Annotated in this window: 18 protein-coding genes and 1 pseudogene; 12 read left to right on the top strand and 7 right to left on the bottom strand. The window is 72.0% G+C overall.

From position 1 onward, the window contains the following. Positions 1 to 20: 20 nt before the first annotated feature. Positions 21 to 944 (bottom strand): HhH-GPD family protein, encoded by a 924-nt coding sequence (locus ACFPIH_RS43755; protein ID WP_381184328.1) that lies wholly within the window; start codon positions 942 to 944, stop codon positions 21 to 23. A 188-nt stretch (positions 945 to 1,132) separates the two neighbouring features. Here ACFPIH_RS43755 and ACFPIH_RS43750 point away from each other — a divergent pair, with 188 nt between their 5' ends. Further along, entirely contained in the window at positions 1,133 to 1,960 is an 828-nt protein-coding gene (locus ACFPIH_RS43750) for a hypothetical protein (RefSeq protein ID WP_381184325.1), read from the top strand. Between the two features lie 144 nt (positions 1,961 to 2,104). Here ACFPIH_RS43750 and disA read toward each other — a convergent pair whose 3' ends face one another. Further along, positions 2,105 to 3,229, bottom strand: coding sequence for a DNA integrity scanning diadenylate cyclase DisA (gene disA / locus ACFPIH_RS43745; RefSeq protein ID WP_381184323.1), 1,125 nt, complete (start codon positions 3,227 to 3,229; stop codon positions 2,105 to 2,107). 80 nt (positions 3,230 to 3,309) lie between these two features. Beyond that, positions 3,310 to 4,716, bottom strand: coding sequence for a DNA repair protein RadA (radA, locus tag ACFPIH_RS43740; protein ID WP_381184320.1), 1,407 nt, complete (start codon positions 4,714 to 4,716; stop codon positions 3,310 to 3,312). 242 nt (positions 4,717 to 4,958) lie between these two features. On the opposite strand from radA, the gene ACFPIH_RS43735 reads away from it, so the two are divergent. Then, positions 4,959 to 6,704, top strand: coding sequence for a BACON domain-containing protein (locus tag ACFPIH_RS43735; RefSeq protein WP_381184318.1), 1,746 nt, complete (start codon positions 4,959 to 4,961; stop codon positions 6,702 to 6,704). 11 nt (positions 6,705 to 6,715) lie between these two features. Here the strand turns inward: ACFPIH_RS43735 and ACFPIH_RS43730 are convergent, their stop codons facing one another. Continuing rightward, positions 6,716 to 7,576, bottom strand: a complete 861-nt coding sequence (locus ACFPIH_RS43730) for a DUF3109 family protein (RefSeq protein ID WP_381184315.1) — start codon at positions 7,574 to 7,576, stop codon at positions 6,716 to 6,718. 71 nt (positions 7,577 to 7,647) lie between these two features. On the opposite strand from ACFPIH_RS43730, the gene ACFPIH_RS43725 reads away from it, so the two are divergent. From ACFPIH_RS43725 to ilvD, 4 genes and pseudogenes are all read left to right on the top strand, one after another. Next, entirely contained in the window at positions 7,648 to 8,589 is a 942-nt protein-coding gene (locus ACFPIH_RS43725; RefSeq protein WP_381184313.1) for a Ppx/GppA family phosphatase, read from the top strand. 136 nt (positions 8,590 to 8,725) lie between these two features. Beyond that, a complete protein-coding gene (locus ACFPIH_RS43720) occupies positions 8,726 to 9,550 on the top strand; it encodes a sugar phosphate isomerase/epimerase family protein (RefSeq protein ID WP_381184311.1) in 825 nt (274 codons plus the stop codon). A 239-nt stretch (positions 9,551 to 9,789) separates the two neighbouring features. Continuing rightward, positions 9,790 to 10,392: pseudogene (locus ACFPIH_RS43715) on the top strand (TetR/AcrR family transcriptional regulator); the annotation flags it as partial. A gap of 144 nt (positions 10,393 to 10,536) precedes the next feature. Then, complete coding sequence (ilvD, locus tag ACFPIH_RS43710) at positions 10,537 to 12,390, top strand: dihydroxy-acid dehydratase (protein WP_381184308.1); 1,854 nt, start codon at positions 10,537 to 10,539, stop codon at positions 12,388 to 12,390. A gap of 44 nt (positions 12,391 to 12,434) precedes the next feature. Here ilvD and ACFPIH_RS43705 read toward each other — a convergent pair whose 3' ends face one another. Next, positions 12,435 to 14,606 carry a serine/threonine-protein kinase gene (locus ACFPIH_RS43705; RefSeq protein WP_381184305.1) on the bottom strand — a complete coding sequence of 724 codons (2,172 nt, stop codon included), beginning with the start codon at positions 14,604 to 14,606 and terminating at the stop codon, positions 12,435 to 12,437. Between the two features lie 183 nt (positions 14,607 to 14,789). Between ACFPIH_RS43705 and ACFPIH_RS43700 the strand changes: the two genes are divergently transcribed. From ACFPIH_RS43700 to ACFPIH_RS43690, 3 genes are all read left to right on the top strand, one after another. Further along, a complete protein-coding gene (locus ACFPIH_RS43700; RefSeq protein WP_381184302.1) occupies positions 14,790 to 15,113 on the top strand; it encodes an SH3 domain-containing protein in 324 nt (107 codons plus the stop codon). A gap of 58 nt (positions 15,114 to 15,171) precedes the next feature. Continuing rightward, positions 15,172 to 15,717, top strand: a complete 546-nt coding sequence (locus ACFPIH_RS43695; RefSeq protein WP_381184299.1) for an EamA/RhaT family transporter — start codon at positions 15,172 to 15,174, stop codon at positions 15,715 to 15,717. 260 nt (positions 15,718 to 15,977) lie between these two features. Next, the gene (locus tag ACFPIH_RS43690) at positions 15,978 to 16,754 is read left to right on the top strand and encodes a class I SAM-dependent methyltransferase (protein ID WP_381184297.1); all 777 of its coding nucleotides are present in this window, start codon (positions 15,978 to 15,980) and stop codon (positions 16,752 to 16,754) included. On the opposite strand, the gene ACFPIH_RS43685 is transcribed toward ACFPIH_RS43690, so the two are convergent. Beyond that, positions 16,718 to 18,256 (bottom strand): SulP family inorganic anion transporter, encoded by a 1,539-nt coding sequence (locus ACFPIH_RS43685; RefSeq protein WP_381184294.1) that lies wholly within the window; start codon positions 18,254 to 18,256, stop codon positions 16,718 to 16,720. The genes ACFPIH_RS43690 and ACFPIH_RS43685 overlap by 37 nt on opposite strands. Before the next feature lie 172 nt (positions 18,257 to 18,428). Between ACFPIH_RS43685 and ACFPIH_RS43680 the strand changes: the two genes are divergently transcribed. The 3 genes from ACFPIH_RS43680 to proC all read left to right on the top strand — a co-directional run bounded on the left by ACFPIH_RS43680 (position 18,429) and on the right by proC (position 20,914). Beyond that, on the top strand, positions 18,429 to 19,235 hold the full coding sequence (locus ACFPIH_RS43680; RefSeq protein ID WP_381184291.1) for an ABC transporter ATP-binding protein: 807 nt from the start codon (positions 18,429 to 18,431) through the stop codon (positions 19,233 to 19,235). Continuing rightward, a complete protein-coding gene (locus tag ACFPIH_RS43675; protein ID WP_381184288.1) occupies positions 19,232 to 20,005 on the top strand; it encodes an ABC transporter permease in 774 nt (257 codons plus the stop codon). The genes ACFPIH_RS43680 and ACFPIH_RS43675 overlap by 4 nt, the downstream gene beginning before the upstream one ends. 96 nt (positions 20,006 to 20,101) lie before the next feature. Further along, positions 20,102 to 20,914 carry a pyrroline-5-carboxylate reductase gene (proC, locus tag ACFPIH_RS43670; protein ID WP_381184287.1) on the top strand — a complete coding sequence of 271 codons (813 nt, stop codon included), beginning with the start codon at positions 20,102 to 20,104 and terminating at the stop codon, positions 20,912 to 20,914. Positions 20,915 to 21,281: 367 nt separating this feature from the next. Here proC and trpS read toward each other — a convergent pair whose 3' ends face one another. Beyond that, positions 21,282 to 22,340 (bottom strand): tryptophan--tRNA ligase, encoded by a 1,059-nt coding sequence (trpS, locus tag ACFPIH_RS43665; protein ID WP_381184285.1) that lies wholly within the window; start codon positions 22,338 to 22,340, stop codon positions 21,282 to 21,284. Positions 22,341 to 23,132: the final 792 nt, after the last annotated feature.

Raw genomic sequence — 23,132 nt, 5'->3', positions numbered from 1 at the left:
GTCTGTGAAGTGACCGTGCGTCAGGTCAGCGGCAGGCGGTACAGCCCGTTCGGCAGCGGCTCCACCAGACCGTCCGCGACGAGACCGTCCAGCGCCCGCGCGCGCTGCACCGGTTCATGCCACACCCGGTCCAGGGCGGCCTGCGGCACGGGCGCGTGCGCGTCCCGCAGTACGGCGAGCAGCTTGCCGCGTACCTGCCGGTCCGTACCGGCGTACGTCTGCCCGCGGCGCGGCGGACCCTCGTGCTCCGGCTTGCCCGCGAGCCGCCAGGCGCACTGGGCGGCGATCGGGCAGCGCACGCACGTCTCGTTCTTGGCCGTGCACACCAGCGCCCCGAGCTCCATGGACGCGGCGGCCCACCGGGCGGCCGTCCGCTCGTCGTCAGGCAGCAGCGCGCGGGCCAGCTTCCGCTCGGCGGCCGTGGTGGCGTTCGGCGGGTACCGCACGCCCGTCACGGCGCGCGCGAACACCCGGCGGACGTTCGTGTCCAGCACCGCGTGCCGCTGCCCGTAGGCGAAGGACGCGACGGCCGCCGCCGTGTACTCGCCGATCCCGGGCAGTGCGAGCAACTGCGCGTGGTCCGACGGTACGTCCCCGCCGTGCCGCTCCGTTATGGCGACCGCGGCGCCGTGCAGCCGCAGGGCGCGGCGCGGGTAGCCGAGCCGTCCCCACGCGCGTACCGCCTCGCCCGGGGCCTCCGCGGCGAGGTCGGCGGGGCGCGGCCAGCGGGCCAGCCACTGCTCGTAGACCGGCAGGACCCGGCTGACCGGCGTCTGCTGGAGCATGAACTCGCTGACCATCACGCCCCACGCGCCGGCCTCGGGGTGCCGCCAGGGCAGATCGCGGGCGTGGTCCTCGAACCAGTCGATGACAGGGGCGTGCAGTTCCGCTCCGGGGACGGCGTCGGCGGGGCTGCTGTGCGGGGGCTTCGTGGGCGCAGTCATGGCCCTTCGATCCTGCCATGCGCGACGGGGCACGCGCGCGTAGCGCCACTTGTCGTCACGCGTGTGTGCCGTACGGCCCGATGCGGATTCGGACGGTCCGGGCCTTCCGGAATGATGATCCGGAAAAGTTGTACTCCGGGCGGCGGGTGGGGCCTGCTGACGCGGCGATCTCTCGTACAGTTTGCGCCGTGGGATCTCTGCGCAATCCGATCGGGCCGCTTCCCTCCTCCATCTACTGGCGCCGGAGGGTCGTACTGCTGTCCGTGGTCGCCCTGTTGGCGCTGCTGGTGACGTGGATCGTCACCTCGGGCGGAGGCGGCAGCAACGGCGCCAAGGGGCCCAACGGCAAGGATCCCGCCTCCTCGATCACCCCCGGGCCGTCCGGTTCCGGGCCTGCGATCAGCCAAGCCCCGGGCGGGCGCGACGAGTCGAGCGAAGGCGCCACCGGCGGTTCCGGCTCGGGCACAGGGTCGGGGTCGGGTGACGGGAGCGGCGACGGCTCCGGGTCCGGTTCGGGTTCCGACGGCTCCGGCACGGGCGGCGGCAGTGGCGACACCGACGACGGTGCCAACGGCAGCGGTTCCAGTACGACGTTGCCGGCCGGCACCACGCTGCCCAACTGCACCGCGAGCGTGGTCACGTTGAGCCTGCGCAGCGTCCGCAACACGTACACGCCCGACGAGACGCCGACGTTCCTGCTGACCGCGAAGAACTCCTCCGGGAGTGACTGCAAGGTCGATCTCGGGCCGAAGAACGCGGTGTTGACGATCACTCAGACCGGTGCCGAGGACGACTACTGGTCGTCGGCCGACTGCCCCAAGGTGTCCGGCAGTCTGCTGTACCGGGTGCCGGCCGGGGGGAGCTTCGCGTACACCGTGAAGTGGGACCGGAAGCCGAGTGCCGCGGAGTGTGCGACTCCTCCGGCGGGGGTGGCGGGGACGGGGACCTACCTCGTGGAGGCTGCGGCTCCGGGGTTTGCCAAGGCGCAGACGTCGTTCGTGCTGTCGGCTGACTAGCCCGGCTGTGCTGGGGCTGGGCGGGGGTGGGAGTGCTTGCCCGCGCGTGCGGGGTGCCGCTGCCCACCCGTGCCGCCCCTGGCGGCACGCATGCCCGCAGCCACGACGCGTCAGACGTAGCTGCGACCCCGTAGCTGCGACGCGTCAGACGTAGCGCTCCAGGATGGACGACTCCGCCAGGCGCGACAGGCCCTCTCGGACGCTGCGGGCCCTTGCTTCGCCTACGCCGTCCACTGTCTGGAGGTCGTCGACGCTGGCGGCGAGCAGCTTCTGGAGGCCGCCGAAGTGCTCCACCAGGCGGTCGATGATCGCGCCAGGGAGCCGGGGGACCTTCGCGAGGAGGCGGAAACCACGCGGCGAGACCGCCGAGTCGAGCGCCTCGGGGGAGCCGGTGTAGCCCAACGCGCGGGCCACCGTAGAGAGTTCGAGCAGCTCGGCGTGGCTGAGCGCGTCCAGCTCGGAGAGCGCCTCGTCGACCGTGCGCGAGCGCTTGGCGGTCGGTTCGGGCACGTAGTCCCGGACCACCAGCTCGCGTTCGGGTTCCAGGCCCGCGATCAACTCGTCGAGCTGGAGGGCGAGCAGACGGCCGTCCGTGCCGAGTTCGACGACGTATTCGGCGATCTCGGTGGCGATGCGGCGGACCATCTCCAAGCGCTGCGCGACCGCCGAGACGTCCCGGACCGTCACCAGGTCCTCGATCTCCAGCGCCGACAGTGTGCCCGCGACCTCGTCCAGGCGGAGCTTGTAGCGCTCCAGGGTGGCCAGCGCCTGGTTCGCGCGGGACAGGATCGCCGCCGAGTCCTCCAGGACGCGGCGCTGTCCGTCGACGTACAGGGCGATGAGCCGCATCGACTGGGAGACCGACACGACCGTGAAGCCGACCTGTTTGGAGACACGGTCCGCGGTGCGGTGGCGGGTGCCCGTCTCCTCCGTGGGGATCGTGGGGTCCGGCACCAGCTGGACGCCGGCGCGCAGGATCTTCGACAGGTCGGAGGAGACCACGATGCCGCCGTCGAGCTTGCACAGCTCACGCAGGCGCGTGGCGGTGAACTCGACGTCCAGGTCGAAGCCGCCCGTGCACATCGTCTCGACGGTCTTGTCGGAGCCGAGCACGATGAGTCCGCCGGTGTTGCCGCGGAGAACCCGCTCGAGGCCGTCACGCAGGGCCGTGCCCGGGGCCACCGCGCTCAGCGCGGCACGCATCAGGCCCTCGGCACCGGAACTCCCGCCGGACTTTCCGGGAGCTGCTGCCCGGTCGTTGGCTGCCACTGCACTCCTCGGGTCGCAGGTTCTTGGGTGCTCCCGTTCGCGTACTTGTTTCGTACGGACGGGCGAGACCAGGGCAAAGTCTACCGGCGGTCCTCCGTATCCCGTGGGGCGTCTCGGTGACGAGAACGCGGCAGGACCCGCAGGGCGTCCCCCATGTCCGCCACTTCGAGGACCTTCATACCGGCCGGGACCTTGCCGGGGTCGCCCGGCACGAGCGCGTGCGTGAAGCCCAGACGGTGCGCCTCGGCGAGCCTGCGCTGGACGCCCGTGACCCGTCTGACCTCGCCCGCGAGCCCCACCTCGCCGATCGCGACGAGGTTCTTCGGCAGGGGGGTGTCGCTCGCGGCGGACGCCAGGGCGAGGGCGATCGCCAGGTCCGCCGCGGGCTCCGAGAGCTTCACCCCGCCCACGGTCGCCGAGTAGATGTCCCGCTTGCCGAGGGCGCTGATCCGGCCGCGCTGCTCCAGGACGGCCAGCATCATCGACACCCGGGACGTCTCCAGGCCGGACGTCGTACGGCGCGGGGACGGGATCTGCGAGTCGACGGTGAGGGCCTGCACCTCGGCGACCAGCGGACGGCGGCCCTCCAGGGTGACCGTCAGACAGGTACCGGGGACCGGTTCGTCACGTCTGGTCAGGAAAAGTCCGCTCGGGTCCGCGAGGCCCGTGATGCCCTCGTCGTGCAGTTCGAAGCAGCCGACCTCGTCGGTGGTGCCGTAGCGGTTCTTCACGCCGCGCACCAGGCGCAGGCGCGCGTGCCGGTCGCCCTCGAAGCTCAGGACGACGTCGACCAGGTGCTCCAGAAGGCGGGGGCCCGCGATGGCGCCGTCCTTGGTGACGTGGCCCACCAGGAGGGTGGACATGCCGCGTTCCTTCGAGGCGCGGATCAGGGCACCCGCGACCTCGCGGACCTGGGCCATGCCGCCCGGCGCGCCGTCGATCTCCGGGGAGGCCACCGTCTGTACGGAGTCCAGGATCAGCAGCGACGGCTTCACCGCGTCCAAGTGGCCCAGGACGGCCGCCAGATCCGTCTCGGCCGCCAGGTAGAGGTGGTCGTCGATCGCGTGGATCCGGTCGGCGCGCAGCCGGACCTGGCTCGCCGACTCCTCACCCGTCACGTACAGCGTGCGGTGCTCGTCGCTGGCCGACTTGGCCGCCACGTCCAGCAACAGGGTCGACTTGCCGACCCCCGGCTCGCCCGCGAGCAGCACGACCGCGCCGGGCACCAGACCGCCGCCGAGGACGCGGTCCAGTTCGGGCACCCCGGTGGAGCGGGCGACCGCCTGCCGGCCGTCGACCTGGCCGATCGGCACGGCGGAGGTGGTGACCCGCCCGGGCGCCGTCGTACGGACCGCGGGCACGCCGTACTCCTCGACCGTGCCCCAGGCCTGGCACTCGCCGCAGCGGCCGAGCCACTTGGCCGTCTGCCAGCCGCACTCCGTGCAGCGGTAGGACGGTCGGTCCTTGGTCTTCGTGCGGGCAGCCATGGGTGAACCGTAACCGCCGCCACCGACAGCCGGGGAAGCCTGTGGACGAGCGGCCGGCCAGGTCACCGGGACACCTGTGGATAAACCCGGACACCCCCTGCGATTCGGCCACGTCCCATCACGAACGAGCCACGGAACCCCCCGTTCCTGTCCCCTATTGAGGGATCGTTTCACCCGTACGGATTAAAAGGGCTCAAGCCGCGAGAAGACCTCGTTGCGGGCCGCCTACGGTCGCACGGGTGATGAGCAGCAGCCCGGAAACCTCGACCCGCACGACCGGCGCACACCGGACGCACCGGGAGGCGCGCGACCGCGCCGCGGCGCGTACGGCGGCGCAGTGCCCGCCCGCGCGCTACGAGCCGTACCTGGACGGACTGTTCACCTACTGCCTGTCCGTGCTGTGCGACCACGACGCGGCCACCGCCGCCCTCGGGGACGCCCTCGCGCTCTCCGAGCGGCGCGGGGCGCGCGTCCCGGACGCGGCGGGGGAGCGCAGGGCGTGGTTCTACGCCCTGACCCGCTGGGCGTGCCTGCGCAGGCTGGCCGGGGCCAAGCAGAAACGTCAGGGCGGCCACGCGGCCGGACGACCTGACACGGCCTCCGGCACCGACCCCGCGCCGGCCGCCGAGATCCAGGAGGCGCGTCGCCGCGAACTCGCCCTGCTCGCCTGGCCGGAGGCCGCGGGCACCACCCCCGAGCAGCGCGAGGCCCTCGAACTCGCGGTACGCCACCACCTCGCCGCCCACGAGGTCGGCGCCGTCCTCGGCAAGGACCTCGCCGCGGCCCGCGAACTGCTCGCCACCGCCGCCTGCGAGGTCGAGCGCACCCGCGCTGCCCTCGCCGTGGTGGAGACCGGCGGCTGCCCCGGTGTGGCCCGGCTCACCGGCGACCACCAGCTCGTGCTCAGCGCCACCCTGCGCCGCGAACTCGTCCGGCACGTCGACGACTGCCCCCGCTGCCGCCGCACCGCCGAGCGCGCCGGCACCGGCTGCTGGCCCGGCGCCTCGGTCACCCCCGCCGAACTCCCGGTACTGGAAGCGCCCCGCGCGCAGCTGCACCACGCCATGACCCACCTCCCACGCGCGCGTGGCGCGGCAGTGCCCCGCTACGACCGGCGCGGCTTCCCGATGGACCCCAAGGACCGTGCCGCCCGCCGCGACCGTCTACGCGCGCGTGCCGTGACGACCACCGTGGTCGCCACCGTCGTCGCGGCGCCCGTGCTCGCCCTGTGGGCCGCCTACCGGGGCACTCCGACCGCCGAGGGCGCCGACCGCCCGGCCGGCGCCAGCGAGGCCCACGGCCCCGGCAGCCTCGGCAGCGACACGGTGAACGGCTACGAGAACGCCGGAAACGCAGACACCCGGCCCGGCGCCGGACTCGGTGACCCCGCCGGCCCGGACGTCTCCGTGGAGGTCGTCAGCGTCTCGGGACTCGGCACCAGGAGCGCCGGCCGGCTGACCGTGACCGCCCGCACCAGCGGCGCCACCACCCTGCTCACCCTCACCGCCGACCGGGACGCCGACGGCCCCGTCCGCTGGTCGGCCACCACCACGGCCTCCTGGCTCTACCTGAGCCGCTCCACCGGCACCCTGAGGCCCGGCGAGTCGGTGACCGTCAAGATCCATGTCGACCACCTGCGCGAGCCGTCCGGGCAGTGGCACGCACGCGTGGCCGTCGCCCCGGCGGGGGCGGTCGTCTCGATCGACGGCTACGGCACCGCGTCCGGCTCGGATCCCGGTACCGGTCCTGGTACCGGCCCCGGCGGCCCAGGCGCCGGCCACCCCGCCGCCCCGCCCCCCACGTTCCCCGCCCCGGACCCGACCCCCACCGGCCCGTCGTCCCCGGACCCGGACCCGGATCCGCACCCGACGCCCAGCGGCCCGCCGTCCACCTCCGGCCCGCAGCCCACGCCCAGCGACCCCCCGGGCGCCCCCGAGGACCCGACCTCCCCACCGGGCGGCGGCGGCCCGGGCCAGGCCACCGAGTAGCCGCCGGCCGGTCAGCCGACGGGATCCGCCGGATGCGGTGCCAGCAGCGGGAGCTGAGACGCCAGGCGCTCCTCGCACAGCTCGACGAGACGGTCGTAGCCCGCCTTGCCCATCAGCTCGGTCAGCTCCGCCCGGTAGGACACGTACACCGGGTCGCCCGCGCCGTGCGCCGAGGTCGCCGACGTGCACCACCAGTGCAGGTCGTGACCGCCCGGACCCCAGCCGCGGCGGTCGTACTCGCCGATCGACACCTGCAGCACGCGTGTGTCGTCGGGCCGGTCGATCCAGTCGTACGTCCGGCGCACCGGCAGCTGCCAGCAGACGTCCGGCTTGGTCTCCAGGGGCTCGCGGCCCTCCTTGAGCGCCAGGATGTGCAGCGAGCAGCCCGCGCCTCCGGCGAAGCCGGGACGGTTCTGGAAGATGCACGAGCCGTGGAAGGGGCGGGTCTGGCGGGAGCCCTCGTCGTCCTCCGCGATCCAGCCGTCCCGGGTGCCCTCGTCGTGGTGCTGCCAGATGTCGGGCGTGAGGCGTGCCACATGCTCGGCGACCCGCTTCTCGTCGTCCTCGTCGGAGAAATGCGCGCCCAGGGTGCAGCACCCGTCGTCCGCGCGGCCCGCCTGGATGCCCTGACAGCCGCTGCCGAAGATGCAGTTCCACCGGGAGGTCAGCCATGTCAGATCGCAGCGGAACACCTGGTCGTCGTCCGCCGGATCCGGAAACTCCACCCACGCGCGCGCGAAGTCGAGCCCCTTCTCGTCGGCTGCCAGGGCCGCCGCCAGGGCCTTCTTCGACTTCTTGGCCGCCGTCACCGGCGTCGCTCGCGAAGAACCGCCGGTGGATTTGTCGGTCTTTGCCTTTTTCGTCTTTGGCACCCGTCCAGGGTAAGTCGCCCGAGGCCGCTTCGGGGACGGCCCACAGCCTCGCTGGCAGTAGCGTTCCCTACATGAGACTCGGTGTCCTCGACGTGGGATCGAACACAGTGCACCTGCTGGTGGTGGATGCACACCCAGGCGCACGCCCGCTGCCCGCGCACTCGCACAAGGCGGAACTGCGCCTGGCCCAACTCCTCGACGCGGACGGCGCCATCGGCCCCGACGGGATCGAGAAACTGATCACCGTCGTCCACGAGGCACTGCAGGCCGCCGAGGACAAGGGCGTCGAGGAACTGCTGCCGTTCGCCACCTCCGCCGTGCGCGAGGCCACCAACGCCGACGACGTCCTCGCGCGCGTGCACACCGAGACCGGCGTCGAGCTCCAGGTCCTCACCGGCGCCGAGGAGGCCCGGCTCACCTTCCTCGCCGCCCGCCGCTGGTTCGGCTGGTCGGCGGGAAAGCTGCTGGTCCTGGACATCGGCGGCGGCTCCCTGGAGATCGCGTACGGCATCGACGAGGTGCCCGACGCGGCGGCCTCCCTGCCGCTCGGCGCCGGCCGCCTCACCGCCGGCTGGCTGCCCGGCGACCCGCCCGAGGCCGAGGACATAAGGTCGCTGCGCCGGCACGTCCGCGCGCAGATCGCCCGCACGGTGGGGGAGTTCAGCCGCTTCGGCGCCCCCGACCACGTGGTCGCCACCTCCAAGACGTTCCGCCAGCTCGCCCGCATCGCCGGCGCCGCCCGCTCCACCGAGGGCCTCTACGTCCTGCGCGAGCTGAAACGGGAGTCCCTGGAGGCCTGGGTCCCGCGCCTGGCCGCCATGACCACCGCCCAGCGCACGGCCCTGCCAGGCGTCTCAGAGGGCCGCGCCAACCAGCTCCTGGCCGGCGCCCTGGTCGCCGACGCGGCAATGGACCTCCTGGCCGTGGAAAGGCTGGAGATCTGCCCGTGGGCGCTCAGGGAGGGCGTGATCCTGCGCAGACTTGATCACATGGGATCGGACCAGCCCACCTAGGAGCGGGGCTGTGACCTATGCGGTTCCGCCGCGCGGGCGCGAGCAACCACAGACCACCCGCACCCGCGTATGGCGAACACCACAACGGCCATCGGGCGCACGCCACCGGGCCAACGGCAACCCGTAACCTGTCCCCATGGCAGAGCCAGTCGTACGGATCCCGGATGCGAAGGTCGCGCTGTCGACGGCGTCCGTGTACCCGGAGTCGACGGCCACGGCGTTCGAGATCGCCGCGCGCCTCGGCTACGACGGCGTCGAGGTCATGGTCTGGAACGACCCGGTCAGCCAGGACATCGAGGCGCTGCGGCGGCTCAGCGACCACCACCGCATCCCGATCCTGGCCGTGCACGCGCCCTGTCTGCTCATCACCCAGCGGGTCTGGTCCACGGACCCGTGGGTGAAGCTCCAGCGGGCGCGCACGGCGGCCGAGAAGCTCGGGGCGACCACGGTCGTCGTCCACCCGCCGTTTCGCTGGCAGCGCCAGTACGCGCGCGACTTCGTCCAGGGGATCTGGCGGATGGCGAACGAGACCGACGTACGGTTCGCCGTCGAGAACATGTACCCGTGGCGCTACCGGGACCGCGAGATGCTCGCGTACGCCCCCGACTGGGACGTCACGAAGGACGACTACCGGCACTTCACCATCGACCTCAGCCACGCCTCCACGGCCCGCACGGACGCCCTGCAGCTGGTCGACCGCATGGCCGACCGGCTCGGCCACGTCCACCTCGCCGACGGAAACGGTTCCGCGAAGGACGAGCACCTGGTCCCCGGCCGGGGCGGCCAGCCCTGCGCCGAACTGCTGGAACGGCTCGCGCTGGGCGGCTTCGACGGCCATGTCGTCATCGAGGTCAACACCCGGCGGGCCATGTCGAGCGCCGAACGCGAGGCCGACCTGGCGGAGGCCCTGGCCTTCACCCGGCTGCACCTGGCGTCGGCCGCGAAGGTGCCCCGCCGGTGACCGACACCGACGGGACCTCGCGACGCCGGGACGGCACCCCTCACACGGAAGCCGCCGACCCCGGCGCCCCCGCCGACCGCCAGGGCGGCCCGCCCCGTACGGAGTCCGATGCCCCCGCCGCCGGCCGGAGCCGCCCGTCCCGTACGGAGTCCGATGCCCCCGCCGCCGGCCGGAGCCGCCCGTCCCGTACGGAATCCGGCGCCCCAGCCGACCGCCGGAGCCGTCCGTCCCGTACGGCAGCCGATGCCCCCGCCCGGCGCCGCGGCCGTCCCCCTCGTGCCGAGTCCGGCGACACCCGTGACCGCATTCTGGCCGCCGCGCGGGAGGAGTTCTCCGAGCGGGGCTACGAGAAGACGTCCGTGCGCGGCATCGCCAAGGCGGCCGGGGTGGACTCCGCGCTGGTGCACCACTACTTCGGCACCAAGGAGCAGATCTTCGAGGCGGCCGTCGAAGTCGCCGTCGCACCCGCGTTCGACGCGCCCACCTCGATCGTCGACGGCCCGCTGGACGACGTCGGCGAGCGGATGGCCCGCTTCGTCTTCGGCGTCTGGGAGAACCCCGCCACCCGCGCCCCCCTCCTCGCGATCGTCCGCTCGGCCGTCAACAACGACACGGCCGCCGCCGTCTTCCGCCGCCTGGTCGTCTCCCAGGTGCTGCGCCGGGTCGCCTCCCAGCTCGACCTGCCGGACGCCGAGCTGCGCGCCGAGCTGGCGGCGGCACAGCTGGTCGGGTGCGCGATACTGCGGTACGTGATCAAGGTGGAGCCGCTCGCGTCGGCGGACCTGGAACAGATCATCGCGCGCGTGGCACCCGTCGTACAGGGACACCTCACCGCCCCCTGAGCCTTCCCGACACCGCCCCTGGGCGTTCCTGGGTCCTTCTGGGCACCGAGACGCGCATCCCGCATTCCGGACACCTCGTCCCGCCCCCTGGATGACCGGCGTACGCTCACTAACAGCCCTATCTGTCTGAAGGAGCGAGCGACGATGCCCGAGCTGAGGTCCCGCACAGTCACCCACGGACGCAACATGGCGGGCGCCCGCGCCCTAATGCGCGCCTCCGGTGTACCCGGTGCGGACATCGGCCGGAAGCCGATCATCGCGGTGGCCAACAGCTTCACCGAGTTCGTGCCCGGTCACACGCACCTCCAGCCCGTCGGCCGCATCGTCAGCGAGGCGATCACCGAGGCCGGCGGCATCCCGCGCGAGTTCAACACCATCGCCGTCGACGACGGCATCGCGATGGGCCACGGCGGCATGCTGTACTCCCTGCCCTCCCGCGACCTCATCGCGGACAGTGTCGAGTACATGGTCGAGGCGCACTGCGCCGACGCCCTGGTCTGCATCTCCAACTGCGACAAGATCACCCCGGGCATGCTGAACGCCGCCCTGCGGCTGAACATCCCGACGGTCTTCGTCTCCGGCGGACCCATGGAGTCCGGCCGCGCCACGCTGGTCGACGGCACGGTCCGCACACTCGACCTGGTCGACGCGATCTCCGACGCCGTGAACGACAAGATCTCGGACGAGGACATCCTCCGTATCGAGGAGAACGCCTGTCCGACCTGCGGCTCCTGTTCCGGCATGTTCACGGCCAACTCGATGAACTGCCTCACCGAGGCGATCGGACTCTCCCTCCCCGGCAACGGCTCGGTCCTGGCCACGCACACCGCGCGCAAGCGGCTCTACGTCGACGCGGCCCGCACGGTCATGGACATCACCCGCCGCTACTACGAGCAGGACGACGAGACGGTCCTGCCGCGCAACATCGCGACCATCGCCGCGTTCGAGAACGCGATGGCCCTGGACATCGCGATGGGCGGCTCCACCAACACGATCCTGCACCTGCTCGCCGCCGCCCAGGAGGCGGAGGTCCCCTTCGGCCTGGAGCAGATCGACGCCGTCTCGCGCCGGGTGCCGTGCCTCGCGAAGGTCGCGCCCAACGTCGCCAAGGACCGCACGTACTACATGGAGGACGTGCACCGCGCGGGCGGCATCCCCGCGCTCCTCGGCGAACTGCACCGCGCGGGTCTGCTCGACGAGGACGTGCACAGCGTCCACAGCCCGTCCCTGGCGGACTGGCTGAAGACCTGGGACGTCCGCGGCGGCTCGCCGTCCGCCGACGCCGTGGAGCTGTGGCACGCGGCGCCCGGCTGCGTCCGCTCGGCCGAGGCCTTCTCCCAGTCCGAGCGCTGGGAGGCACTCGACGACGACGCCGAGGGCGGCTGCATCCGCTCCGCCGAGCACGCCTACTCCAAGGACGGCGGCCTGGCGGTCCTGCGCGGCAACCTCGCCGTCGACGGCTGTGTCGTCAAGACGGCCGGCGTCGACGAGTCGATCTGGACCTTCGAGGGCCCGGCGGTCGTCTGCGAGTCGCAGGAAGAGGCCGTCGAGAAGATCCTCAGCAAACAGATCACGCACGGCGACGTCGTCGTCATCCGCTACGAGGGCCCCAAGGGCGGCCCCGGCATGCAGGAGATGCTCTACCCGACGTCCTTCCTCAAGGGCCGCGGCCTCGGCAAGACCTGCGCCCTGATCACCGACGGCCGCTTCTCCGGCGGCACCTCCGGGCTCTCCATCGGTCACGCCTCCCCCGAGGCGGCCTCCGGCGGCACGATCGCCCTCGTGCGGGACGGCGACCGGATCCGCATCGACATCCCGGGTCGCTCGATCGAGTTGCTCGTCGACGACGCGGAACTCGCCCGCCGCGAGCAGGCGTTGAACGGGACATACGCCCCGTCGAACCGCGAGCGCAAGGTCTCCGCCGCCCTGCGCGCGTACGCGGCGATGGCGACGAGCGCGGACAAGGGCGCGGTCCGGGACGTCTCCAAGCTGGGCTGACGCGCCCCGCCCGGGGCCGCCCCCTCCGGGGCGGCTCTCGCCTGCTACCAGTCCGCCGGGTTCCGGCCGTCCACCGCGAAGACGGTGCCGTCCGGGGCGCCGGCGTAGACGCGGCCGTCGAACGGGACGGGCTGCGGGAGGCTGCTCGCCACGCGGTCGGAGTTCGTGCCGAGGCGCGGCTTCGTCTGCCCGAGGAGCCGGCCCGTGCGGGCATCCACGCCGAGCAGCCGGCCGTCGGCGGCGGTGACGTACACATGCCCGTCGCCGACCACCGGCTCCGAGCCGCGGGACACCGCCGTCTCCAGGCTCCACAGCCGCTTCCCGGCCGCCGTGTCGATCGCCTCCAGCGCTCCGCCGGTGGACATCAGGTACACCACGTCGCCGTGCACACCGGCCGCCGGGGCCTGCCGCGCCACGGGCAGCGCCACCCGGCGCGTGGACCTGGCGTCGGGGTCGTAGCGCACCACGGCGTCGGTGTTCCCGGACGCGTGGTCGACGGCGAGGAAGAACACCGCCCCGTCATGGCTGCCGACCGCCTCCAGCGTGCCCTGCAACGTCGCACTCCACCGCACCTCGCCCGAATCCGGGTCCACGGCGGTGATCTGCGTCGTCCCGGCGTTCGTGGTGGTCGTCGCGTAGGCCAGCGGGTCCCCGGCGAAGGAGGAGAACAACGCCATGCCCTGGCCCGTGACCGCATGGCTCCACTTCGTACGGCCCGACGCCGCGTCCACGGCGGTGACGGTCCCGTCGGCCGAGCTGAACAGAAGCGTGCCGCCCGCCTGCCGCAGCGCGGCGTGCTTGGGCATGTCCCGCCGCCAGCTCACCTTCCCCGTGCCCGGGGCGAGCGCCTCCAACTGCCGGTCCTGGTCCGACAGCGGCTGCACGAGCTGCCCGGACAGCACCGGCGGCCCACCGCGCAGCGCGTCGGCGACGGAGTGCTTCCACACCAGACCGCCGTTCGACGGATCGAGCGCGAAGACCACCCCCGGCTGCGCACACAGCAGCTTCCCGGCCCCGTACGAGCACTGCGGCATGGTCTGCGCACCGGACACCGAACCCGCCTCCCACGCGTCGAACGCCGCCGGCGTCGTCCGCGGGTTCGTGTCTTTCGGCGCCGGCGAATCCCCCTGCACCTGCGCGGCGGCGAACACCCCGCCGGCCACCAGCCCCAGCGTCCCCGCGACCACGGCCACCCGTCTGCGCACACTCCGCCGACCCCGCTGAACCGGTTCTTCAACAACCGGCTCGGGCGAAGGCGAAGGCGAAGGCGAGGACGAAGACGAGGGCGAGGACGAAGATGAGGGCGAGACGACGCCCCTGATGCCTGTTTCTTCCTCCCCCTCGACCGCCGTCCGCTGTGACGGCGTGAACGCCTGTGTGTCGTACGACGCCGCCACCGACCGCAGTTCCCGCATCAGCTCGTCCGGCGTGGGACGGTCCTCGGGCTCCTTGGACAGACAACGCCTCACCAGCGGCGCCAGGTTCCCCGGCACGCCGGCCAGATCCGGCTCGTCGTGCACCACCTGGTAGGCCACGACATACGGACTGTCCGAGTCGAACGGCCCGCGTCCCGTCGCCGCGTGCACCATCACCGACCCCAGCGCGAAGATGTCGGCGGCGGGCCCGACCTCCCGAGGCCGCCGGAACTGCTCCGGCGCCATGAACGGCGGCGTCCCGATCAACTTGCCCGTCTCGGTGCGCAGTTCGCTGTCCTTCGGCCGGGAGATACCGAAGTCGATCACCTTCGGCCCGTCCTCGGCCAGCAGCACGTTGCTCGGCTTGAGGTCCCGGTGCACGACCCCGACCCGGTGGATGTCGCGCAGCGCCTCGGCCAGCCCGGCCATCAGCCGCCGCAACTCGCCCGAGCCCATCGGCCCGTTCCCCTTCACCTGCTCGGCGAGCGTCGAACCCGGAATGAACAGCGTGGCCATCCACGGCCGTTCGGCCTCCGGATCGGCGTCCACGACGGGCGCGGTGAACGCACCGCTCACCCGCCGCGCCGCCGCCACCTCCTGCCGAAAACGCCCCCGGAACTCGGGATCCCGCGCGAACCGCGCGTGGACGACCTTCACCGCGACCTTCATCCCGGAGGTGGCCCGGGCCAGGTGCACCACACCCATGCCGCCGGAGCCCAGGCACTCCTCCAGGCGGTAGTGACCGGCGTACTCCGGAAGTTCCGCTTCCGCGCCCGCTCCGGTGTTGCGCTGTGGCGTCATGGATCACCCCCGTGCCTGTTCTTCCGCGCGCGCGACGGACGGAGCCTAGTCGATGACCTTTACGGGACAGAGGCGGCCAGCCGTAGCCCTGTACGAATCACGTACACATGTTTCGTATCGCTTTTCTGGGGAATCAAGGTGATCCCATGGCAAGTCATGGGGTTCAACGGGGGAGGTTTTTTCATGTCCGTAGACCAGGCCGAACAGGTCGGGAGCGGCGACGAACCGCAGGCCGTCGCCACCGCAGCGGTGGCGAGCGTCACGTCCTACCCGGTCGCCCCGGGCGTCCGGCTGAACGTCCGCAGCGGTCCCGGCACCGGCTACAGCATCGTCCGCGTCCTGCCCGAGGACTCCAAGGTCGCGATCTACTGCCAGACACCGGGCACCACCGTCAGCGGCCCGTACGGCACCTCGAACATCTGGGACAACATCGGCAGCGGACAGTACGTCTCCGACGCGTACGTGCGCACCGGAAGCGACGGCTACGTCACCTCCCACTGCGCCTGACCCGATCCGTCCCGACCCACCTGGGAGCCTGCCAGCGTTTCGGAGCCATAATCGTCCCGTGAGCGACGAAAACGGCACCCCGGACACCTCGGCGGGCTCCCAGGGCACCCCCACCACCGAGAACCCGAGCGGGGACAGCGCCGGCGGCCCCCGCTCCGAACCCCTGCGCTTCTTCGGCACGACCTGGGTGAACCACGACGACGGCTACACCGCCCGCCGCATCGCCGTGCCCGTCGGCGCACTCGCCGCCACCACCGCCTCCTGCCTCGTCCTGCGCTTCGCCTACGAGGGCCTGGCCATCGCCGACCTCGGCGGCTTCGTGAGCGTGCTGGTCGTCGCCATGTTCGCGATCTGCAGCGCGCTCGCCTTCCGCACCACCTGGGACGGCTTCGGCAAGCGCCCCGACCCCGACCGCCAGGCCTCCCTCCGCGGACTGCTCGCCATCGGCTTCGTCGGCTCACTCGTCGCCTACTTCTTCCGCTCCCTCACCGAGGCCCCCGGCGAGAAGCTCCACCGCGAGGAGTACGAGGCCGCCCGCACCCGGCACGAACACCGCAACTCCCGCCGCACGGGCAACCCGGCGAGGAAGAAGCGCCGCCGCTGAACACCCCACCGGCCTGCGGCGTCACAGGCCCAGGGAACGCGACAGCCGCACCGGCAGGACGCGACCACCGCCGGCAGTGACCACTGCCCTCTCGGTGTCCTCGCCACCGCCCGCCACGGCACAGCGGATTCCGCTTCCGCTTCCACCTCCGCTTTCCACCGAGCACCCGTCAAGCCCCGCCGCCCCCGGCGACGTCACGCTCATCCCGCACGCGGAAAAAACCCACCCGCCTGGCCCCTCCCTCCGGCCACCATGGCTTCATGGCCTCTTCCACCCCCACCACCCGAGCCCGCGCCCACTCCTTCAACACCGCCGCCGCCCAGTACGCCGCCAACCGCCCCTCCTACCCGCCCGCCCTGCTCGACGCGATCGAGAGCCTCGCCGGCCGCCCCCTCGCCGGCGCCCGCGTCGCGGACATCGGTGCGGGCACCGGCATAGCCACCGCCCTGCTGCACGCCCGCGGCGCCCGGGTCGTCGCGGTGGAACCCGGGGACGGCATGGCGGAGCAGTTCCGTCAGTCCCTCCCCGACATCCCGATCGTCCGCGGCGACGGCGACCACCTCCCGCTCGCCACCGCCTCCCTCGACTTCCTCACCTACGCCCAGTCCTGGCACTGGACCGACCCGGCCAGCTCGGTCCCGGAGGCCCTGCGCGTCCTGCGCCCGGGCGGCGCGCTGGCGCTGTGGTGGAACACCAGCGCCCTGGACGTGCCGTGGACGGCAGCCCAGGCCGACCGCATCGAGCGCCACTTCGGCGTCGACGGGGTGGCGCGGAAGAACGGCGACGCCTCCGCCTCCGCCCTCGCCGCCCCGACCGGCAGGCTCGACTTCACCCGCCGCCGCGTCCGCTGGAGCCGCCGGGTCCCCCTCGGCCTCCACCTGGCCAACATCAGCAGCCACTCGATGTTCCTGGTCCACGACGAGGAGAGCACCGCTGCCTTCCTGGCCGAGGAACGCGGCCATCTCCTCACCGAGTTCCCGGACGGCACGGTCGAGGAGACCTATGTCGTCGAGTTGCTGGTAGCCACCTCGTCCTGAAGCTCCGCATCCCCTTCGCTCCGACGTGCCGCCCTCCGCTCCCGCGCCGCGGCCCAGCCCTCCAGGGCCGCCGCACAGGCGTGGTCCACATGCCGCAGCCCGCCCAGTTCGAGGCGCACCTCCCGGTCGGCGGGCAGCGCGTCCAACGCGTCCAGCAGCTTCGGCAGCCGCAGGAACGTCGCATGACCGACCACCCGCACGACGATCCCGGCCTCGCCCCGGTCCTCCGTCTCCACCTGCACATGGCTGATCTCCCACGCCGTCTTCGCGACGGCCAGCGCCAGCCCGATCAGCACCCCCTCGAACAGGTTCCCCACGACGATCGCCACCGCCGTCACCCCCAGGACGACGGCCTCGCCCCGATGCCCGCGCCACAGCACCCACACCTCGCGCACCGGCACGAGCTTGCAGCCGGCGTGCACCAGCAGCCCGGCCAGCGCCGCCACCGGGATGAACCCCAGCACCCCGGGCACGACCGCCGTGAACAGCAGCAGCCATACGCCGTGCAGCACCCGCGACGCCTTGGTCCGCGCCCCCGCCCCGACGTTCGCCGCGCTCCGCACGATGACCGCCGTCATCGGCAGCGCGCCCAGTACTCCGCACACCGCGTTGCCCGCGCCCTGCGCCATCAGCTCCCGGTCGTAGTCCGTCCTCCTTCCGTCATGCAGCCGGTCCACCGCCGCCGCACTGAACAGCGACTCCGCCGACGCGATCAGCGCGAACGCCACGACGGTCCCGACCACCCCCACTTCCGTCAGCCGCCCGAAGTCCGCCGCCTGCGGCACCCGTACGGCATCCCACAGCCCCTGCACCTGGACCCGCCGCACCTCCAGGTCGAACGCCCAGGTCGCCCCGGCAGCCAGCGCCACCGCCACCAACGGCGCCGGAACCAGCCGCGCCCCGCGCCGCCAGCGCCCCCACAGGAGCAACACCACAATCGTGGCACCCCCCACTGACAACGCCCCCGGATCCGCCCGCCCCGGCAGCGACACCAGCCCCGCGAGCTTGCCGAGCCCGCCCGCCGGTGCCGCCACGTCGCCGAGCGCGTACACCTGCCCGCTGACCAGCACCAGCCCGATCCCGGCGAGCATCCCCTGGACGACGGCCACGGACACGGCCCGGAACCAGCGCCCGAGCCGCAGCGCCCCGAGCCCGACCTGCACCAGCCCGGCGGCGAACACCAGTACCCCGAGCGCCTGGAGGCCGTATGCCTGCACGGCCTCGTAGACCAGCACGGTCAGCCCCGCCGCGGGCCCGCTGACCTGCAGGCTGCTGCCGGGCAGCAGCCCGGTGACCAGCCCGCCGACGATTCCGGTGACCAGCCCCAGCTCGGCCGGCACACCGGAAGCCATGGCGACGCCCACACACAGGGGCAGCGCGACGAGGAAGACGACGAGAGAAGCGAACAGATCGGCCTTGCGGAGCACAACGGCACCTCCGGTAGGGAACGGGAGATGCGTGGGTGCGCCGCACCGGGGGAGAGCGCGGCGCCAAGAGCGCATGAATTCCATTGTCAGTTAAAACGACCGAACTTGAAGAGAGTTCTTGTGCGCACCCGGTGAACACGGGAGCGCAGGAACCGGACCCTCCGCCTCCAATCCCACCGACGCGCGCCTGCGCCGCCATACGCACCCCCCCTTGACGGTCGGCACCTCCGGCGTAATTATTCATCACATGATGAATTACTCGCCCGGGCCACCACCGCCACCCGGCACCTCCGCCGTCAGCGCCGCCGGCCTCACCGTCGTCCGAGGCCCCCGCACCGTCCTGCGCTCCCTCGACTTCACCGTCCCGCCCGGCCAGATCACCGGCCTCCTCGGCCCCTCCGGCTGCGGCAAGTCCACGCTGATGCGCTCCATCGTCGGCACCCAGGCCAAGGTCACCGGCACCCTCGACGTCCTGGACCACCCGGCCGGCCACCCCGCCCTGCGCTCCCGCATCGGCTACGTCACCCAGGCCCCCTCCGTCTACGACGACCTGACAGTCCGCCAGAACCTCGACTACTTCGCCGCGATCCTCGACCCCGGCCGCGCGGCAGCCGACCGCCGCCACGAGAACGTCACCAGCGCCATCGCCGACGTCGACCTCACCACCCACGCCGACGCCCTGGCCGGCAACCTCTCCGGCGGGCAGCGAGGACGCGTCTCCCTCGCCGTCGCCCTCCTCGGCACCCCCGAACTCCTCGTCCTCGACGAACCGACCGTCGGCCTCGACCCCGTCCTGCGCCGCGACCTGTGGGCCCTCTTCCACCACATCGCCGCCACCCGCGGCGCGACCCTCCTGATCTCCTCCCACGTCATGGACGAGGCCGAGCGCTGCCACCGCCTGCTCCTCATGCGCCAGGGCGAGATCCTCGCCGACGGCACCCCCGAATCCCTGCGCACCCGCACCGGCGCGGACACCGTCGAGGCCGCCTTCCTGCACCTCGTCGACGAGGCGAACGAAGGCGACGCCCGGAACGAAAAGGAACCGACCCGATGACCACCACGGCACCTCCGGCCCCCGCCACCCCCCTCAACCTCTCCCGCACCACCGCCACCGCGACCCGGGTCCTGCGCCAGCTCCGCCACGACCCCCGCACCATCGCGCTGCTGATCCTCATCCCCTGCCTGATGCTGGTCCTGCTGCGCTACGTCTTCGACGGCGACCCGCGCACCTTCGACAGCATCGGCGCCTCCCTCCTCGGGATCTTCCCCCTCATCACCATGTTCCTGGTGACCTCCATCGCCACCCTGCGCGAACGCACCTCCGGCACCCTCGAACGCCTCCTCGCCATGCCCCTGGGCAAGGCCGACCTCATCGCCGGCTACGCCCTCGCCTTCGGCGGCCTCGCGATCGTCCAGTCGGCACTCGCCACGGGCCTCGCGGTCTGGTTCCTCGGCCTCGACGTCACCGGCTCCCCCTGGCTCCTCCTCCTGGTCGCCCTCCTCGACGCCCTCCTCGGCACCGCCCTCGGCCTCTTCGTCTCGGCCTTCGCCGCCTCCGAGTTCCAGGCCGTCCAGTTCATGCCGGCCGTGATCTTCCCCCAACTCCTCCTCTGCGGCCTCTTCGCCGCCCGGGACACCATGCACCCCGCGCTGGAAGCCCTCTCCGACGTCCTCCCCATGTCCTACGCGGTCGACGGCATGAACGAGGTCCTACGGCACACCGACATGACGGCGACCTTCGTACGGGACGTCCTGATCGTCGGGGGCTGCGCGGTGCTGGTCCTAGGCCTGGGCGCGGCGACCCTGCGACGCCGGACAACCTGACCCACCGACGTCCGCCCACCGGACAGCCGCCCGCCACTCCTCCCTGCCGGTGCGAGGATGGGCTTGGACGACGCAACCCCCGGAGGGCCCCGCACCATGACGCAGAAAGTCGCAGTCCTAGGCACCGGCAAGATCGGCGAAGCCCTGCTCAGCGGAATGCTCCGAGGCGGCTGGCCCCCGGCCGACCTCCTCGTCACCGCCCGCCGCCCGGAACGCGCCGACGAACTCCGCACCCGCTACGGCGTCGCCCCGGTCACCAACGCCGAAGCCGCCAAGTCCGCCGACACCCTCATCCTCGCGGTCAAGCCGCAGGACATGGGCGCCCTCCTCGACGAGCTCGCCGGCCACATCCCCGCCGACCGCCTGGTCATCAGCGGCGCCGCCGGCATCACCACCGCCTTCGTCGAGGAACGCCTCACCCCCGGCATCCCCGTCGTCCGCGTCATGACGAACACCCCCGCCCTCGTCGACGAGGCCATGTCCGTCATCTCCGCCGGCAGCCACGCCACCGCCGACCACCTCGCCCACGCCGAGGAGATCTTCGGCGCCGTCGGCAAGACCCTTCGCGTCCCCGAGTCCCAGCAGGACGCCTGCACAGCGCTCTCCGGCTCCGGCCCGGCGTACTTCTTCTACCTGGTCGAAGCCATGACCGACGCCGGCATCCTGCTCGGCCTGCCCCGCGACAAGGCCCACGACCTCATCGTGCAGTCGGCGATCGGCGCCGCGACGATGCTCCGCGACAGCGGCGAACACCCCGTCAAGCTCCGTGAGAACGTCACCTCCCCCGCCGGCACCACCATCAGCGCCATCCGCGAACTCGAGAACCACGGCGTACGAGCCGCCCTCATCGCCGCCCTGGAGGCCGCCCGCGACCGCAGCCGCGAACTGGCCTCCGGCAAGAAGGACTGACCAGCCCACAGGGGCGGTGGCCGGCCGCCCCCACCACCTCCTCGGCGGTCATCCAGCGCGCGCACCCGCCCCCGTGCAGCGACACCGCCGACGCGCTGCCGTACGACGCGACGTACACGTTCGACCTGGCAGCACCGTGCGGACGAGCTCGCGCGGTCTGGATCCCGGCCACCACGATCTGCGAGATCCCCTCGACCTTCAGCCAGGCCCCCGATCCGGAGCCCAGAGGAAGGCCGCCGCCGGCACGGCAGCCGGTATCGACCTCTGCCGGAGATCGCCCGCCGAACCGGCTTCGGCAGCGAGGGCACCATGCGCCAGCACTTCGCATCGCGCCTCGCCACCAGCCCACGCGCCTACCGAGCAGCCTTCAACGCGTCGCCGTCTCGTCCACCGTGTCCGCTACGCCCACCGCGTCCAGCGCCGGCTCCGCGACCGGCGGGAGCAGCCCGATCGCCCGGTAAGCGGTATCGACGACCGGCCGCGCCATCTTCCGCGCTCTGTCCGCCCCATCCCGCAGCACCCCCTCCACATACGCCGGATCCGCGCACAACTCCCGATGCCTGGCCTGCACCGGCCTCAGCACCTCCACCACGGCGTCCGCCGTGTCCTTCTTCAATGCGCCGTACGACTGGTAAACGGCGGACAGTTCATCCGGGTTCCCGCCGGTACAGGCGGCGAGGATCTCCAGCAGATTGGCGAGCCCCGGCCGCTCCTCCGGGTCGTACACGACCTCCCGCCCGCTGTCGGTGACGGCCCGCATGACCTTCTTGCGCACCACGTCGGGCTCGTCGAGCAGATAGACGATCCCCAGCCCCGAGTCGTCCGACTTCCCCATCTTCGAGGCCGGCTCCTGCAGGTTCATCACCCGCGCCGCCACCGCCGGACGGGTCGCCTTCGGCACCACGAAGGTATGCCCGTACCGCTGGTTGAAGCGCACGGCCAGATCACGCGCCAGCTCGACGTGCTGCGTCTGGTCGTCGCCCACCGGCACCTCGTCCGTTCCGTACGCCAGGATGTCCGCCGCCATCAGCACCGGATAGGTCAGCAGCGACAGCCGCACACTCCCGTCACGCTCCCGCTCCCGCGCGGCCTTCTCCTTGTACTGGATCATCCGCCGCATCTCCCCGTCGGAGGCCACGCACTCCAGCAGATACGACAGCCGCGCGTGCTCGTCGACATGGCTCTGTACGTAGAGCGTGCACAACTGTGGATCGAGCCCGGACGCCAGCAGCAGCGTCGCCGCCTGCCGGGTCAGCCGGCGCACGCGCGCCGGATCGTGATCCACGGTCAGCGCGTGCAGATCGACGACACAGAACAGTGCCTCCGCCCGATGCTGGTCGACCACGGCCCACTGCCGCATGGCTCCCAGGTAGTTCCCCAGTGTCAAATGCCCGGTCGGCTTGATCCCGCTGAAGACCCGTGTCATCTCTTCTCCACCTCCTGGTCGAGGCCACCGTCCCGGCGGGCCGACCTCCCGGAGTGGAGCTGGGAGATACGAAAACGGCCGCCGAGGCGGCGGCCGTTGAGTGCATACGTGAGCACGGCCGCCGTCAGGCGGCCCACCACAGCTGGGTGTACGTACGCGTCGTCACATCCCCCACAGTACGCCCGGGGAGGCTCCTCAGGGGGCTGTCGAGACGCGAGTTGACACACCTGCGCGGGCTACGTAGTGTTCTCCGAGTTGTCCGACGTGAGCGCCGACTCCGGTCGGTCCCCGGACAGCCATTCCGCAGTACCTACCAGTTCTCGGTGAGCAGTCGTTTCGTCTGCCGTCGGTTCATTGGTGTGCGTATTCGCGAAATGAGGAATCCGCGTTCGAAAGGACGCGGCCCCCGATTGGCTTCGGGGGCCGGGAATCCGCTAAAGTCTCACTCGTCGGAACGGCCCAACAGCCGGGAAGGCAAGCCCCACTGACTGGGAATCAGACGCCGAAAGGGTCTGATAGAGTCGGAACCGCCGGAAAGGGAAACCACGCAGCGAATAGCGCGGGAACCTGGAAAGCACCGAGGAAATTGGATCGGGAAACGGTCTGATAGAGTCGGAAACGCAAGACCGAAGGGAAGCGCCCGGAGGAAAGCCTGAGAGTGTCTTGGGTGAGTACAAAGGAAGCGTCCGTTCCTTGAGAACTCAACAGCGTGCCAAAAATCAACGCCAGATATGTTGATACCCCGTCCCACGGCAGTGATAGCCGGGGATGAGGTTCCTTTGAAGTAGAACA

The organism is Streptomyces vulcanius, assembly GCF_042653945.1.
Lineage (GTDB): Bacteria > Actinomycetota > Actinomycetes > Streptomycetales > Streptomycetaceae > Streptomyces > Streptomyces mangrovi.
This window is presented reverse-complemented; position numbering and strand designations above follow the sequence as displayed.